A 14003-nucleotide genomic window follows, 5' to 3' on the forward strand; every position below is an offset into this window, starting at 1 on the left:
ACTGCATTAGACACACGAAAGGACCGGCGTCGCGAGACGCCGGTCCTGTCTTTATCGATCCGATCCTCTCGGAATCGTCGATGTCGCGACCGATTACTCGGCGGCGGTGGTTTCTGCCTTGCGCTTGCGGGTCGGCGCAGCAGCAGGTGCTGCCTCGGTCTTGCGCGGACCGGGCTTGCGACCCAGGCCGATCTTCTTCGCCATCGCGCGGCGGCTTTCCGAATAATTCTCGGCGACCATCGGATAGTCCGGCTTCAGGCCGTACCGCTCGCGATACTCGGCCGGCGTCATGCCGTGCGTCGCGAGGTGGCGGCGCAAGGTCTTGTACGACTTGCCGTCGATCATCGAGATGATGTGATCCTTCGACGCGAGCGACTTGCGTGCGGTGACCGCGGGCGTGTATTCGGTGATCGTTTCGGCCGGAGGCGCCTCGACCGAGTTGCCGAGCAACGCTGCAACGGTTTCGTGCATCTTGCCAAGAAAGGCAGGCACGTCGTCGGCAGAACTCCGCGTATTGGGGTTGCCGAGCCAAGCAATCGTCAGTTCGGTCGCAAGCTCTACAGCGTTCAGGTCGGTGGTATCTTCGGCCATGGTGCACTCCATTATCTGCGAACGCCGTAACGGCGTGCGACACTGGGTTCAACCACATGAAGCGGTATGCACGATTTTAAATTAAAAAATCCGCCATTGGAAGTCGCCGAAGTGCGAGATTAGTTCATTCTGATTGCTTTGGATCAAAGCAAGATCATCGCCGGCTCGGATGCGAACTCGGTTTGCCCAAGCGGGCTGATGTGCAGAGATGTTGAAAACTGGCTCGTGCTCGCCGCCCGCATTGGCGCAAAACGCCGAGCGGACGATGCCTCGGGATGGAACGTTTGCTGGCGCAGCGGCATGTGGCCGGCACGCCCGAAGCGGAAACGTAAGCAACATTGACCCTTGCATTTCTGTGTTGCGGTGCCGCAAAGGGGACGTGTCGGGCAGGTCTGGCGGCTCCGGGAGTCGCCACCAGTCGTGCCGCGTTCGGATAGGAATTCTTCCGTGATCGGTATCGTCAGGACCGCGTTGTCGCGCCCGCTCACCTTCATCGTCATGGCGATCCTGGTCGCGGTCGTCGGCGTGCTCGCCGCCGTCCGCACGCCGGTCGACATCTTTCCCGACATCAAGGTGCCGGTGATCGCCGCCGCCTGGACCTATCAGGGCCTGTCGCCCGACGACATGGCGGGGCGCATCATCACCCCGTACGAGCGCGTGCTGTCGACCACGGTCAACGACATCGACCATATCGAGAGCCAGTCGATGCCGGGCATCGGCGTCGTGAAGATCTATTTCCAGCCGGGTGCCGACATCCGCACCGCTACCGCGCAGGTGACGTCGGTGTCGCAGACCGTGCTGCGCCAGTTGCCGCCGGGCATCACCCCGCCGCTGATCCTCAACTACAGCGCCTCGACCGTGCCGATCCTCCAGCTCGCGCTGTCAGGCGTCGGGCTGTCTGAGGGCAAATTGTTCGATACCGCGGTCAACCAGATCCGCCCGGGTCTCGTCACCGTGCCGGGTGCGGCGATCCCGTATCCGTCGGGCGGGCGCCAGCGCCAGGTGCAGATCGATCTCGACCCGCAGGCGCTGCAATCGAAGGGCCTGTCCGCGCAGGATGTCGGCCTCGCGATCGCCGCGCAGAACCAGATCAACCCGGCCGGCTTCGCGAAGATCGGCGGGTTCCAGTACAACGTCCGGCTCAACAACGCGCCGGGGTCGATCGACGAGCTGAACAATCTGCCGGTGAAGGTCGTCAACGGTGCGACGATCTACATGCGCGATGTGGCGCATGTCCGTGACGGCAGCGCACCGCAGACCAACGTGGTGCACGTCGACGGGTCGCGATCGGTGGTGATGACGATCCTGAAGAACGGGTCGACTTCGACGCTAGCGATCGTCCAGGGGATCAAGGACGCGCTGCCGGCGATCCAGGCGACCTTGCCCGACAGCCTCAAGATCGTGCCGATCGGCGACCAGTCGCTGTTCGTGAAGGCGGCGGTCGAGGGCGTCGTCAAGGAGGGCGCGATCGCGGCGGCGCTGACCAGCCTGATGATCCTGCTGTTCCTCGGCTCGTGGCGCTCGACCGTCATCATCGCGATCTCGATCCCGCTGGCGATCCTCGCCGCGATCATCGCGCTGTCCGCGACCGGCCAGACGCTGAACGTGATGACGCTCGGCGGATTGAGCCTGGCGGTCGGCATCCTGGTCGACGACGCGACGGTGACGATCGAGAACATCAACTGGCATCTGGAGCAGGGCAAGAGCGTCCGCCAGGCGATCCTCGACGGCGCCGCGCAGATCGTCACGCCGGCGTTCGTGTCGCTGCTGTGCATCTGCATCGTGTTCGTGCCGATGTTTTTCCTGCCCGGCGTCGCGGGCTTCCTGTTCGTGCCGCTCGCGCTGTCGGTGGTGTTCGCGATGATCGCGTCGTTCGTGCTCTCGCGCACGCTGGTGCCGACGATGGCGATGTACCTGCTCAAGCCGCACGCGGGCGACGTCCACGCCGCGGGTACGCCGACCTCGCGCAATCCGCTCGTCCGGTTCCAGCGCGGGTTCGAGGCGCGGTTCGAGCGCTTTCGCCACGGCTATGGCCGGCTGCTCGAACGCGCGCTGGCGACCGGCAAGCCGTTCCTGATCGGTTTCCTCGCGGTGGTCGCGCTGTCGATGCTGTTGATCCCGTTCCTCGGCCAGAACTTCTTCCCCGCGGTCGATGCCGGCCAGATCACGATGCACGTCCGCGCGCCGATCGGCAGCCGGATCGAGAGCACGTCGGCGCAGTTCGACCGGATCGCGCGGAGGGTGCGCCAGATCATCCCGGCGAACGAACTGGTCTCGGTGGTCGACAACATCGGCCTGCCGGTCAGCTCGATCAACGCGACCTACAACAACTCGGGCACGATCGGCCCGCAGGACGGCGACATCCTGATCCAGCTCGCGCACGAGCATGCGCCGACCGCGGATTACGTGCGCAAACTGCGCGAGACGCTGCCGGGGGCGTTCCCCGGCGCGACCTTTTCGTTCCTGCCCGCCGACATCACCAGCCAGATCCTGAACTTCGGCGCGCCCGCGCCGATCGATGTCCAGATCACCGGCAAGGATGCAGCAGGCAACTACGCCTATGCCCGGACGCTGCTGCGGAAAATCGCGGCGATCCCCGGCGTTGCGGATGCGCGTATCCAGCAATCGGCGCGCTACCCGGAACTGCGCGTCAACATCGACCGCAGCCGGATCGGCCAACTCGGCCTGACCGAGCGCGACGTGACCGCCAGCGTCGGCTCCTCGCTCGCGGGTACGCTGCAGACCGCCCCGGTCTATTATCTCAACCCCGAGAACGGCGTGTCGTACAGCGTCGTCGCGCAAACGCCTGAATACCGCGTCGGCTCGATGAGCGACCTGTCGAACATCCCCGTCACCGGCACCAATGCAGGCGGCACGTCGCAGGTGCTCGGCGGGCTCTCTACCGTCGTCCGCGGCACCTCGCCGGCGGTGGTCTCGCACTATAACATCGCGCAGGCGATCGACATCTATGCGACCCCCAACGGCCGCGATCTCGGCGCGGTGGCGGGCGACATCAAGCGCGTGCTGGCGGACGCGAAGGCCTCCGCGCCGAAGGGCACGACGGTCGCGTTGCGCGGTCAGTATGCGACGATGAACAGTGCGTTCTCCGGCCTCTTCTTCGGGCTGATCGGCGCGATCGTGCTGATCTATCTGCTGATCGTCGTGAACTTCCAGAGCTGGCTCGATCCGTTCGTCATCATCACCGCGCTGCCCGGCGCGATCGCCGGGATCGTCTGGATCCTGTTCCTGACCGGCACGCCCTTGTCGGTGCCGGCGCTGACCGGCGCGATCATGTGCATGGGCGTTGCGACGGCCAACGCGATCCTGGTGGTGAGCTTCGCCCGCGAGCGCCTCGCCGAACTGGGGGATTCGCACAAGGCGGCAATGGAAGCGGGAATGACCCGTTTCCGCCCCGTGCTGATGACCGCGCTCGCGATGATCATCGGCATGCTGCCGATGGCGATGGGCTTCGGCGAGGGCGGCGAGCAGAACGCACCGCTGGGCCGCGCGGTGATCGGCGGGTTGATCGTCGCGACGTTCGCGACGCTGATGTTCGTGCCCGTCATCTTCAGCCTCGTGCACCGCAAGGACGCAGAGCGCGCCGCCGCCAAAGCCCGCCGCGACGAGATTTTAGAGGAAGCGCATGTCTGAGATCGTTCATTCGGAGCCAATCACTACCGAGCCGAAGCGCGGGTCGCTCAAGAAAGTCGGCATCGTAGCGGCGGTGATCGCGCTCGCGCTGGTAGCGTTCGGCATCTTCACCCGCCACCGTTCGGATTCGCAGCTCGCGACCTGGACGACCGCGCAGTCGACTCCGATCGTCACGGTGATCCGCCCTACCGCCGAGGGCGCGAGCGATGCGCTGACGCTGCCGGGCAATGTGCAGGCGTATAACAGCGCGGCGATCTACGCGCGGACCACGGGCTATATCCGCAAATGGTTCGTCGACATCGGCGATCCGGTCCGCGCCGGCCAGACGCTCGCGATCCTCGACGCGCCCGAAGTCGACCAGCAGGTCGCCGCCGCGCAGGCCGATCTCCAGACCGCGCGCGCAAACCGGTCGCTCGCCGAGTCGACCGCGACGCGCTGGCGTGACCTGCTGGCAAAGGATGCGGTGTCGAAGCAGGAGACCGACGAGAAGATCGGCGACCTCGCCGCCAAGTCCGCGATTGCCAACGCCGCCTCGGCCAACGTCCGTCGGCTCGGCGCGCTGCAGGGCTTCACGCGCCTGACCGCGCCGTTCTCGGGCGTCGTCACGAGCCGCTCGACGCAAGTCGGCGCGCTGGTGACCGCCGGCACCGCAGCCTCGACGCCGCTGTTCACGATCGCCGACGTCAACCGGATGCGAATCTACGTCCGCGTGCCGCAGGCCTATTCGGGACAGACCCGGCAGGGGATGCACGCGACGCTGACCGTGCCCGAATATCCGGGACGCGCCTTCGACGTGACGCTGACCCGCAGCGCCGACGCGGTCGATCCCCAGTCGGGCACCGTGCTGGTCGAGTTGCAGGCGGCGAACGCCGACCGTGCGCTGAAGCCTGGCGCCTATGCGCAGGTCAAATTCCCGGTCGGTGCGGGCGGCAGCGGAGTGCGGATGCCGTCGAGCGCATTGGTGATCGGCGCGAAGGGCACGCAGGTCGCGGTGCTGGGCGCGGACGGCAAGGCGCACCTCAAGACGATCACGATCGGCCGCGACGATGGCGACAGCGTCGCGATCAGCGCAGGGCTCACCGCCAGCGACCGGGTGATCGACAGCCCGCCGGACTCGCTCCAGACCGGCGATCCGGTCCGCATCGCACCGCGCACAGGACCGGCTCGTGCGAAGCGCTAGGCTCGGAACGGCGGCGGTCGTCGCGGCAAGCCTGGCCGGCTGTTCGCTGGCGCCACCGTACAGCATTCCGCCGAGCCCGGCCGCGGCGGCGTACAAGGAACTCGGGCCGCAAGGGCAGGGGCCGTGGCAGCCCGTCGCGACCGACACGTCGCTGCCCGCCGCATGGTGGACCGCGTTCGACGATCCGACACTGACCGCGCTCGAAGCGCGGATCGAAGCCGGCAATCCCGATCTCGCCGCCGCCGTCGCCCGCTACGATCAGGCACGCGGCCTGCTCGGCGAGACGCGAGCCGCGCAACTGCCGTTGATATCGGTAGGAGCCGATGGCGGTCGTTCGCGTGTGTCGGCCGGGCGGCCGCTGTCACCGGGCAACGCCGCAACGTATAACACTCTCTCGGTCGGCGCGTCGCTGGCGTATGAGATCGACCTGTTCGGCCGTGTGCGAAACTCGGTCCGCGCGGATGCAGCCTCGGCGCAGGCCAGCGCACAGGACGTCGTCGCCGTCCGCCTCGGGCTCCAGGCGTCGCTCGCGGACTCGTATTTCCAGATGCGCGGCCTCGATGCCCGGACGGTGCTGCTGCGCCAGACCGTCGCCGCGTTCCAGCGCGCCTACGACCTGACCGACACGCGCCATACCGGCGGCATAGCGTCGGGGATCGACGTCAGCCGCTCGGCCGCGTTGCTGTCGAGCGCGCGCGCGGAACTGTCGGCCGTGGCTGGCGCGCGCGCGGCGTTCGAGCACGCGATCGCGGCACTGGTCGGCGAGACCCCCTCGACCTTCGCGATCCCCGTCGCGGACACGTTGCAGCGGCCGCCCGTCATCCCTGTCGGCATACCCTCGACGTTGCTCCAGCGCCGCCCCGACATCGTCGCGGCCGAGCGTCGGATCGCCGCCGCCAACGCCCAGATCGGCGTCGCACGCGCGGCGATGTATCCATCGCTCACGCTCGGCAGCTCGGGCGGGTTCGAGGCCGGCAACGGCAACATCCTGCGCGCCTCGAACAGCTTCTGGGCGTTAGGCCCGCTATCCGCCGCGCTCGCGATCTTCGACGGCGGCGCACGGCGCGCCCGCGTCCGCATCAGTCGCGCGCAATATGACGAAGCGGCGGCGTCCTATCGCTCGACCGTCCTCACCGCCTTCCGCGAAGTCGAGGACGACCTCGCCCGCTCGCGTGCGTTGGTCGCGCAGGAACGCGACCAGCTCGCCGCGACCCGCGCCGCCGAGCGTACGCGCGACCTCGCGCTGATCCGCTACCGCGACGGCGCGTCCGACTATCTCGACGTCGTCACCGCGCAGACTGCCGCGCTCGACGCGCAACGCCTGCTGCTGGAAGTGCAGAGCACACGGCTACAGATCGCGGTCGACACGGTCCGCGCGATCGGTGGCGGCTAGCATCGAGCGGGTCCTCCCTGCGAAGATGATCGCGAAAACGATCGCCTAGTTCGCGATGTCGCGCTGGCTGCGCGGGTTCGGCGCCCGATTCCGCTACCCGATCCGCTCGCGCGCGACCTTCTCCAGCACCGTCAGCGGCATCGCGCCCATCGTCAGCACGCGGTGGAACTGCTTCGGGTCCCAATTCGCGCCGGCCTTCAGCCTGGCTTCGTCGCGCAGGCGGGTCCACACGGTGTGGCCGATCTTGTAGCTGCACGCCTGTCCCGGCCAGACCGTGTAGCGGTCGATCTCGCCCTGGCTCCGCCCACGCGCGATGCCGGTGGTGGCGATGAGGTAATCGGTCGCTTTCTCCCGGCTCCAGCGCTTGGCGTGCATCCCTGAATCGACCACCAGCCGGGTCGCGCGAAACAGCAGAGACTGGAGATAGCCGACCTGGCCCAGCGGGTTTCCGTCGTACACGCCCATCTCGTCGGCAAGCTGTTCGGCGTAGAGCGCCCAACCCTCGGAATACCCGGAATAGAAGCCGCGGCGGCGGATCAGCGGGATGTCCTCGCTCTCCAGCGCCGACATCACCTGGAGATGGTGGCCCGGGATCGCCTCGTGATAGCTCAGCGTCGCAAGGCCGAATTTCGGGCGGTCGAACGTGTCGCGCAGGTTTATGAAATAGATCGCCGACCGCGACCCGTCGAGCGACGCGGACTGGTAATAGCCGCCAGGCGCGCCGGCCTGGATATCCTCGGGAACGCGGCGGACCTCGACCGGTGCTTTGGGCAGAACCCCGAATTGCTCGGGCAGGCGCTTCGCCATCGCTGCGATCTGCGCACGGAGTTGCTCCAGCAGCGCTTCACGGCCCGGATCGGTGTTGGGGAAGAGCTGATCGGGTCGCGTGTTGAGCGCGACCAGACGCTCGCCGACGCTGCCTTGCGTCATGCCCTGCGTCTTGAGGATGCCGTCGATGCGCGCGCTGATTTCCGCGACCTGCGACAGGCCCAGTTTGTGGATCTCGTCGCCCGTCAGTTCCACCGTGGTCGCGGCGCTCGCGGCGGCTGCGTAATACGCGTCACCATCCGGCAAGCGCCAGACGCCGGCATCGTGCGTCGCCTTGCTGCGCAGTTCGGTCACCAGCGCGCGTTGCCGATCGAGCGCGGGGAACACCTGGTCGCGCATCAGCGCCGCTACCGCCTGGCTGCGCTCGGGTGGCAAGTTGGCCGCTTTCAGCTTGGCGGCCAGGTCGGTCGCGGGGCCGGACAGGTCGGGCGCCTTGTCGCGCGCCGACGCCAGCTGCTTCAGCGTGGTGTCGAGGATATAGTCCGGCGCGAACACCCCCTTGGCAGCATCCTCGCGCTGACGCTCCGTTTCGGCATCGATCGCGCCCGCAAACGCCTGCACGCGGGCGACATAGGCATCCGCGTCGGCCGCGCTGCGGACCGCGTGCTGGTTGGCCAGGAAGTCCGGCACGTCGCGATAGGCGCCCGTCAATTGGGTCAGCACATAGGGCGCGTACCGACCGGCACTGGCACCATAGGCATAGCGCTGCCCCGCGATCGCGCGGTCCAGGCTGTATTCGACCACGTCGTAATCGAGCTTCGCCGCGTCGCCCAGCGCGTCGCGCGACATCGTCTTCAGCGCAGCCATCTCCTTCTTCGCCCGTGCGAACTGGCGCTGCTCGCCGGCGCGCGAGGTATCGTCGAGCTTCGATTTCAGCCGGGCCCGCGCACCCGTGTCGAGGCCGAGCGAGGTCGCCTGTTCGGGGCTCTCGTCCAGCCGCGCGTAAAAGAACCGGTCGAGCATCGCCCTCAATTTGGCGTCGTCGCGGCCCGTTGCAGCCCGCGCGATCGCCGGCAGGGCCATCAAAACCGATGTGAGACTGACGGACGCGAGAAAGTGACGACGATGCATGAACGCTCCAGACCGATCGGTGACGCAAACCCTGCGCGATATGCGCATGGTCTGAGGGCCCCGACCGGCTTTGTCGAGCCCGGCTTGGCGCTCGGCGGCGCTTGGCCGATGGAGACGCTCTTGCCCGGCCCGGCGACTTTGGGCAGCATCGGCGCATGAACCCGATCGTCCGTCGCATCGCCCCGCTTTGCTGCCTCGCACTCGCCGCCCAGCGACCGTTGCCGTCCGATCCCGAGACACGGGCGTGGTGGGCGACCACCGCCGACCTGTCCGGCGACGTCATGGAAGGGCGCGACACGGGCTCCTCCGGCCATGAGCGCGCGGCCAGGCTCGTCGCCGACCGCTTCGCCAAGGCCGGGCTGAAGCCGGCGGGCGACGGGGGCAGCTATTTCCAGCGCGTGCCGATGCACGAGGTGCGCGTCGAGCGTATCTCGGTGAGCGTCGGCGGGCGGCCGCTCCGCTTCCTCCACGACATCATGATGAATCCGGTGCCGGGCATGCCGGCAACGCTGGATGCCGCGCTCGCCTATCGTGGCTATTGTGCCGCGGACGCACTCGGGGATGTGCGCGGCAGGATCGTGATCTGCCACGGCACGCACCGCGCGGGTCACCCGAGCGATGCCGAGCGGACCGTGGCCGTTCAGGCAGCAGGCGGCGCCGGTGTCGTGACCATTGCCGACCCGGGCTTTGCGGTCGAGCCGCCGCGCTGGCCGTTCGCCTATGCACGCACCGTCTGGATCGCGGGCAAGCCGCCGGAGGCACGCGGGCCGGTTCGCTTCACGCTCAACGCCGACGCCTTGGCCGCCGTCATCGCCGGCAGCGGGCGGGACGCCGCGCGACTGATCGCCGCCGGGGCGGCGGGGCAGCCGCTCCCGTCGTTCGATCCACCCAGGCCGTTCCGCGCGTCGATCCGCTTGACGCAGCGGTCGATCGATAGCCCCAACGTGCTGGCGTTTCTGCCGGGAACCGACCCGTCGATGGCGGCGCAGACGATCGTGCTGTCGGCGCATCTCGACGGCTACGGGCCGGGTGAGCCGGTCGCGGGCGACCGCATCTATAACGGGACGCTGGACGATGCCGCCTATGTCGCGTTGCTGATCCGTCTTGCCGAGCGTCGCGCCGGCAAGGGTTTTCGCCGGCCACTGCTGTTTGCCGCCTTCACGGGTGAGGAGAAGGGGCTGCTCGGCGCGCGCTGGTTCGTCGACCATTCCACGGTGGCGAAGTCGCGTATCGCCGCCGACATCAATCTCGATCAGATCCGTCCGATCTTTCCGCTCAAGCTCCTGACCGTGCACGCACTCGACGATACCTCGCTCGGCGACGACGCACGCGCGGTTGCCGTTGCGATGGGGGTGGAGGTGCAGCGCGATCCCGAACCCGAGCGCAACCTGCTGCGCCGTGCCGATCAATGGCCGTTCATCCAGGCCGGCATACCGGCGACCGCCTTCGTCTTCGGCTACCGCGCTGGCAGCGAAAGCGAGCGGATCTACCGGCAATGGTACCGGACCGGCTATCACAAGCCGCAGGACGATCTCGATCAGCCGATCGACTGGCAAGCGGCCACGGACTTCAACCGGTTCTTCACCACGCTCGTCGCTCGCATCGCGGATCAACCCGCGGCCCCGAGCTGGAAACCTGCAAGTTCGCTCCGTTCGCAGATCCCTCGATAGTCCGGCCCTTCGATAGTCCGGAGCGACGCGGCGATATGATCGCAGTTCGTCGCAGAGACGTCATGCCGATCTCTGCTGATGGCGCTGTCTATCCGACGTCATGGCCCTACGCCGCGTTCGTGCGCCCAGACGATCGCGGCGCTGCGCCGATTGACGCCGATCTTCGCATACAGCCGCGCGACGTGATTGCGGACCGTGTTGCGCGACAGCCCGAGCCGCTCCGAGATCGCCGCGTCGTCGAGGTCCTGGCATATCAGCTCGAGCACCTCGCGCTCGCGCTTGCTGAGATCGGCCGTGGGCGCCGCGGACCCGGTCGAGGTCCTGGGATTCCGCAAGGTTGCCAGCTTGTCCATGATCGACCGGCTGAGCCAGTTGGCGTCCTTCATCACCGCGTCGATCGCCTCGACCAGTTCCAGTTCGCCGCGTCGTCGGGCCGAGATGTCCTGATATAGCCACAGCACGCACGGCGTGCCGTCGACGCTGATCCGTTCGGCGGATACGAGGCAGTCGAGCGCCTCGCCGGCCTTGTGCAACAGCTGCACGTCGCGACTGCGGAAGCCGCCATGCTCGCCGATCTCGGTTTCGAGTTGCTGGCGCTGCGCGGCATCGTTCCAGAGTTGCAGGTCGTCGGCGATGCGGCCGATCACCGCGCGGTCGGTGTAGCCGGTCAGCGCCTTGAACGCCGCGTTCACCTGGACGATGCGGTTGTCGCCGCCTTCGGTCACGACCATCGCGACCGGCGCCATCTCGAACACCGATGCGAAGTGGCGCTCGCTCGCCTTCAGCGCATGTTCCGCGCGCCGTCGCGGTTCGAGGTCGGCGAAGGTGAACAACAGGCAATCTTGATTGGCGACCTCGATCGGTTGCCCCGCAAGAATGACCAGCGTCGTCTCGCCGCCGGCGAGCGGCAGTTCCGCCTCGAGCTGCGGGATCGTCTTGCCCGCCGCGACGCACTCCTTGACGAACGCCTTTCGGTCGACCTCCGCCAGGAAATCGAAATCGAACAGTGTCTTGCCGACGATCTGGTCGCGCTCATAGCCCGACAGGTCGAGGAAACCCTGGTTGACGAGCACATAGCGCTGGTCGGCGACACGGATGATCAGCGCGGGGGCGGGGTTGGCGTGGAACATCGCCTCGAACCGGTCCTCCGCGTCGAACCGTTCGGACACGTCGTTGATGACGAGGCCCAGGCAATCGGGTTCGCCGCCATCCTCGTCCATGACGATGTCGCGCACCTGATGGACCCAGCGCGGCTCGTCGGCATCGACCGGCGCGACCTCGACGATCAGGTCGGGAAAGCTCTTGCCTGCGAGCAGCCGCATCAGCGGATAGTCGCGCCGCGGCAGCTTGCGGTGATCCCGGTAGCGCAGTCGGAACCGCGTGGCATACTCGTCCGCGGTCTGCCCGAGATCCTCGACCGCGCGCACCCCGTGCATCTTCAGCGCCGCCGGATTGGCGCTGAGGATGATTCCGGTCGGATCCATCAGGATCACGCCTTCGAGCAGCCCGGTCATCAGCTGTTCGAGATGATGCAGGGTAGGCGCGTGCAGCGGTTTCGTGGGCATCTTGGTCATCCCGGTTCAGCGCCGTGCGGGGCTCCTGGTTCCAGTCGAGCCAGGATAAATATACCAATAGACCCGGTACTTGCGCACTAATTTCAAAATTGCCGGCACGTTGGCGAACTGAACGGATCGCACGCCGAGACCGTTGAGCCGTCTGTAACCATATCGTCCAGGAGCCTTATCATGAACCTAATCATCCTTCTCGTCGTCGGCGGACTCATCGGCTGGGTCGCCAGCATGATCATGCGGACCGACGCGCAGCAGGGCGTCTTCCTCAACGTCGTCGTCGGCATCGTCGGCGCGCTGCTCGCCGGCTTCCTGATCACGCCGCTGATCGGTGGCGCATCGATCATGGACGGCGCGCTCAACATCCAGTCGATCCTGATCTCGCTGGTCGGCGCGGTGATCCTGCTCGCGATCGTCAACATGTTTCGTCGCGGTACGGTGCGCTGAGCGAACGGGAGGGCGCGCTCGCGACGCCCTCCCGCCCTTCGAAAATCAAAGACACTTAGGAGAGTGCAATGACCGTTCGAGTTATCCTGGCATGCGGCGCGATGCTGCTGGCCTCCGGCGCCGTCGCACAGACCGCGACGCATACCGGTACGCACAATCCCGCCGTCAAGGCGAGTGCCGCGGCCCACGTCGCCGCCCCTGCGAGCGGTGCCAATTCCTTCTCGGAAGACCAGGCCCGCGGTCGCCTGACCAAGGCCGGCTATCGCGCGATCTCGCGTCTGGCGAAGGACAAGGACGGCGTCTGGCGGGGCACGGGCACGCGCGGCGGCAAGACGGTCCATGTCGGGCTCGACTACAAGGGCGACGTGTCGTCGCGCTGAAGCAATTCGATAGGAGAGAGACCATGACCAAGACCATTACACGCCTGTTCGACGACTATTCGGACGCGACCGCGGCGTTGCACGACCTCGAACGACTGGGCGTGTCGCATGACTCGGTCAGCATTGTCGCCAATAACGCCGACGGCGCGCACGGCGACGCGACCTCCACGCTCGGCGACGTCAACGATCACGGCGACGTCAGCCGTGGCGTCTCGACCGGTGCTGCGGTCGGTGGTGTCGGTGGCCTGCTCGCAGGGCTGGGCCTGCTGGCAATCCCCGGCCTCGGCCCCATCGTCGCGGCCGGCTGGCTGGCATCGACGGTGGTCGGCGCAGGTATCGGTGCCGCTGGTGGCGCCGCAACGGGGACGATCGTCGGCGCGCTGAAGGAGGCAGGCCACTCCGACGACGAGGCGCACGTCTATTCGGAAGGCGTTCGCCGCGGTGGCACGCTGTTCAGCGCACGCGTCGACGACACGCTGGTGACCGAGGCCGAAGCCGTACTCGACCGTCACCGGTCGGTAGATGCCACGACCCGGGGGACCGCGTATCGTCAGGATGGCTGGTCGTCGTTCGACGATACCGCGCCAGCCTATAGCCGGGACGAAGTCGCCGCCGAGCGCGATCGCTATCGGTCAACGTCGACCTCGACGACGTACTGAGATGCCAATGCCGCCGGCCTGCTGACAGGTCGGCGGCGTACTATCCTCGAATGAGCGACGGTCGAATCGGGCCAGGCGTATCGCTGGCTGGTTACGGCCCACGTGCCTCTGTAGCCGCCTCGTCGGCAATCAGGTGTGAGGTCAGGCAGCATCACTGTATGTAGTGTGGCGCGATCGTCACGTGACGGTTGGCCAGCGTTTCGTCGAACGGGATCTGGCACGACAGCCGGGATGTCGGGGTGCGGGTATCCAGGCCGTCGAGAAGGGCGTCCTCTTCGTCCGTGACCGGCGGCAGCAACGCGGCCTGCGCCGGATCGACGACGACGTGACATGTGGCGCATGACAGGCAGCCGCCGCACAGCGCGTGCAGTTCGTCGACCCCGCCGTCGCGGATGACTTCCATCAAAGAAAACCCGGGGATGGCGGACAGCGTCCGCGTGGCGCCTTCGCGGGTCGTTACGATAAGATGAGTCATGGCGAGAGTGGTCATGGCAAGTCCTGGAGCAAGCGTACGAACCCGATCGGCGAAACGCCGGCGGGGCAGGGGGACGGTTAATAAATACGG

At 67.1% G+C, this 14003-nt stretch carries 11 protein-coding genes; 7 read left to right on the forward strand and 4 right to left on the reverse strand.

Annotated elements, in window-relative coordinates; all coding sequences use genetic code 11:
• Nucleotides 1-93: 93 nt before the first annotated feature.
• On the reverse strand, nucleotides 94-591 hold the full coding sequence (locus tag VH567_RS06900; RefSeq protein ID WP_423324461.1) for a MucR family transcriptional regulator: 498 nt from the start codon (nucleotides 589-591) through the stop codon (nucleotides 94-96).
• A gap of 447 nt (nucleotides 592-1038) precedes the next feature.
• Between VH567_RS06900 and VH567_RS06905 the strand changes: the two genes are divergently transcribed.
• From VH567_RS06905 to VH567_RS06915, 3 genes are read left to right on the forward strand one after another with little or no spacing between them, the layout of a single operon-like run.
• Nucleotides 1039-4242, forward strand: coding sequence for an efflux RND transporter permease subunit (locus tag VH567_RS06905; RefSeq protein WP_423324463.1), 3204 nt, complete (start codon nucleotides 1039-1041; stop codon nucleotides 4240-4242).
• The gene (locus tag VH567_RS06910; protein ID WP_423324465.1) at nucleotides 4235-5422 is read left to right on the forward strand and encodes an efflux RND transporter periplasmic adaptor subunit; all 1188 of its coding nucleotides are present in this window, start codon (nucleotides 4235-4237) and stop codon (nucleotides 5420-5422) included. Before VH567_RS06905 ends, VH567_RS06910 begins: the two co-directional genes overlap by 8 nt.
• Nucleotides 5409-6815 (forward strand): efflux transporter outer membrane subunit, encoded by a 1407-nt coding sequence (locus VH567_RS06915; RefSeq protein ID WP_423324467.1) that lies wholly within the window; start codon nucleotides 5409-5411, stop codon nucleotides 6813-6815. The genes VH567_RS06910 and VH567_RS06915 overlap by 14 nt, the downstream gene beginning before the upstream one ends.
• A 93-nt stretch (nucleotides 6816-6908) precedes the next feature.
• On the opposite strand, the gene VH567_RS06920 is transcribed toward VH567_RS06915, so the two are convergent.
• Complete coding sequence (locus tag VH567_RS06920) at nucleotides 6909-8714, reverse strand: DUF885 domain-containing protein (protein ID WP_423324469.1); 1806 nt, start codon at nucleotides 8712-8714, stop codon at nucleotides 6909-6911.
• A gap of 155 nt (nucleotides 8715-8869) precedes the next feature.
• Here VH567_RS06920 and VH567_RS06925 point away from each other — a divergent pair, with 155 nt between their 5' ends.
• Nucleotides 8870-10384, forward strand: a complete 1515-nt coding sequence (locus tag VH567_RS06925) for a M28 family peptidase (protein WP_423324471.1) — start codon at nucleotides 8870-8872, stop codon at nucleotides 10382-10384.
• Nucleotides 10385-10482: 98 nt separating this feature from the next.
• Here the strand turns inward: VH567_RS06925 and VH567_RS06930 are convergent, their stop codons facing one another.
• Nucleotides 10483-11949 carry a PAS domain S-box protein gene (locus VH567_RS06930; protein WP_423324473.1) on the reverse strand — a complete coding sequence of 489 codons (1467 nt, stop codon included), beginning with the start codon at nucleotides 11947-11949 and terminating at the stop codon, nucleotides 10483-10485.
• 180 nt (nucleotides 11950-12129) lie between these two features.
• Between VH567_RS06930 and VH567_RS06935 the strand changes: the two genes are divergently transcribed.
• From VH567_RS06935 to VH567_RS06945, 3 genes are all read left to right on the forward strand, one after another.
• Nucleotides 12130-12399 (forward strand): GlsB/YeaQ/YmgE family stress response membrane protein, encoded by a 270-nt coding sequence (locus VH567_RS06935; protein ID WP_093400148.1) that lies wholly within the window; start codon nucleotides 12130-12132, stop codon nucleotides 12397-12399.
• 68 nt (nucleotides 12400-12467) lie between these two features.
• Nucleotides 12468-12779 carry a hypothetical protein gene (locus VH567_RS06940; RefSeq protein WP_423324475.1) on the forward strand — a complete coding sequence of 104 codons (312 nt, stop codon included), beginning with the start codon at nucleotides 12468-12470 and terminating at the stop codon, nucleotides 12777-12779.
• Nucleotides 12780-12802: 23 nt separating this feature from the next.
• Nucleotides 12803-13438, forward strand: coding sequence for a hypothetical protein (locus VH567_RS06945; RefSeq protein WP_423324477.1), 636 nt, complete (start codon nucleotides 12803-12805; stop codon nucleotides 13436-13438).
• A gap of 151 nt (nucleotides 13439-13589) precedes the next feature.
• Here VH567_RS06945 and VH567_RS06950 read toward each other — a convergent pair whose 3' ends face one another.
• Nucleotides 13590-13913 carry a 2Fe-2S iron-sulfur cluster-binding protein gene (locus tag VH567_RS06950; protein WP_423325012.1) on the reverse strand — a complete coding sequence of 108 codons (324 nt, stop codon included), beginning with the start codon at nucleotides 13911-13913 and terminating at the stop codon, nucleotides 13590-13592.
• Between the last annotated feature and the right edge of the window lie 90 nt (nucleotides 13914-14003).

The organism is Sphingomonas sp. 4RDLI-65, from assembly GCF_049472435.1.
Classification (GTDB): Bacteria; Pseudomonadota; Alphaproteobacteria; order Sphingomonadales; family Sphingomonadaceae; genus Sphingomonas.

Bases quoted from the DNA above. Each gene is read 5' to 3' on its own strand.
- VH567_RS06900 (WP_423324461.1), bottom strand. From the start codon at position 591: ATGGCCGAAGATACCACCGACCTGAACGCTGTAGAGCTTGCGACCGAA.
- VH567_RS06910 (WP_423324465.1), top strand. From the start codon at position 4,235: ATGTCTGAGATCGTTCATTCGGAGCCAATCACTACCGAGCCGAAGCGC.
- VH567_RS06920 (WP_423324469.1), bottom strand. From the start codon at position 8,714: ATGCATCGTCGTCACTTTCTCGCGTCCGTCAGTCTCACATCGGTTTTG.
- VH567_RS06925 (WP_423324471.1), top strand. From the start codon at position 8,870: ATGAACCCGATCGTCCGTCGCATCGCCCCGCTTTGCTGCCTCGCACTC.
- VH567_RS06930 (WP_423324473.1), bottom strand. From the start codon at position 11,949: ATGCCCACGAAACCGCTGCACGCGCCTACCCTGCATCATCTCGAACAG.
- VH567_RS06935 (WP_093400148.1), top strand. From the start codon at position 12,130: ATGAACCTAATCATCCTTCTCGTCGTCGGCGGACTCATCGGCTGGGTC.
- VH567_RS06940 (WP_423324475.1), top strand. From the start codon at position 12,468: ATGACCGTTCGAGTTATCCTGGCATGCGGCGCGATGCTGCTGGCCTCC.
- VH567_RS06945 (WP_423324477.1), top strand. From the start codon at position 12,803: ATGACCAAGACCATTACACGCCTGTTCGACGACTATTCGGACGCGACC.
- VH567_RS06950 (WP_423325012.1), bottom strand. From the start codon at position 13,913: ATGACTCATCTTATCGTAACGACCCGCGAAGGCGCCACGCGGACGCTG.